The 470-nt window shown below is 70.0% G+C and carries 1 pseudogene (running past one end of the window); it reads right to left on the reverse strand.

Annotation, left to right across the window (positions count from 1 at the left end):
* A pseudogene (locus J7E68_RS00695) lies at positions 1–470 on the reverse strand (malate synthase A); its annotated part runs 149 nt beyond the window's last position; the annotation flags it as partial.

The following is a 470-nucleotide window of genomic DNA, read 5'->3' on the forward strand; positions in this document are numbered from 1 at the left end:
TGGAAGAAGTAGAGGCCGAAGTCGACGAGAGATCCGGATGCCGCGGTGCGCCGCCCTGCACGGTCGGTGAACTGCAGGGGCTTCTCGGGCAGGTGCCAGCCGCGGGGGCGCATCACGATCGTGGGCGTGCGCTCCGCGGTGACGCGGTACTCCTTGCCGGGGCCCGATCCGGTCGGGGGGCCTGTGAACGAGAGCTCGCCGCGGATGGCGTCGCGCAACGACAGCTGGCCCTCGATGACGTTCTTCCAGGTGGGGCTCGTGGCGTCCTCCTGATCGGCCAACCACACTCGAGCGCCCGAGTTCAGGGCATTGATGGTCATCTTCGGATCCGTCGGCCCGGTGATCTCGACGCGGCGGTCTTCCAGGCCCGGCCCTGGCCCTGCGACGCGCCACTCGGCGTCCGCTCGGATGTGGGCGGTGTCGTCACGGAACCGGGGGTCATGCCCGTTGCCGATCTCGAAGCGGCGGCG

Origin of the sequence: Microbacterium sp. ISL-103 (genome assembly GCF_018613995.1) — a bacterium.
Lineage (GTDB): Bacteria > Actinomycetota > Actinomycetes > Actinomycetales > Microbacteriaceae > Microbacterium.